Raw genomic sequence first — 433 nt, forward strand, 5'->3', positions numbered from 1 at the left:
GTTTTCGCGTCCACATCTTCGCTGAGTAAACCCAGGTGATTAGTGTAGCCAATGAGCTTCTCGAATTCTCGAATGGCATCGCCGGTGCGGCCCACAACGGCTAATGCTTCCACGTACCAGAAGGAACAGATAAGAAAGGTCGTCTCCGGCGTACCGAAATCATCGGCGTGCCGGTAGCGGTAAAACAAGCCTTCGGCTGTTTTCAGCTCTTTCTCAAGTGCTTCCAAGTGGCGGTGGGCCCGCTCAGAATTAGGGTCCAGATAGCCCATGAGAATGAGCTGCAACGTGCTGGCGTCGAGGTGAGGTGAGCCGATGGCGTTGGTGTAGGCCCCAAGTTCCTGGCTATAGCATTGCTCGATGCGACGAGCGGCTTCCTCGTTCAGTTCACGGGCTAGGGACTCCATGGCTGTATTACCCAAGGCACGAGCTACTT

Annotated in this window: 1 protein-coding gene; it reads right to left on the reverse strand. The window is 55.2% G+C overall.

Annotated elements, in window-relative coordinates; all coding sequences use genetic code 11:
* The coding region (locus tag ACU8YE_RS25600) for a glycoside hydrolase family 15 protein (protein ID WP_446930424.1) at positions 1 to 404 on the reverse strand (404 nt) is incomplete at its 3' end.
* Between the last annotated feature and the right edge of the window lie 29 nt (positions 405 to 433).

Source organism: Ralstonia sp. VS2407, from assembly GCF_052950655.1.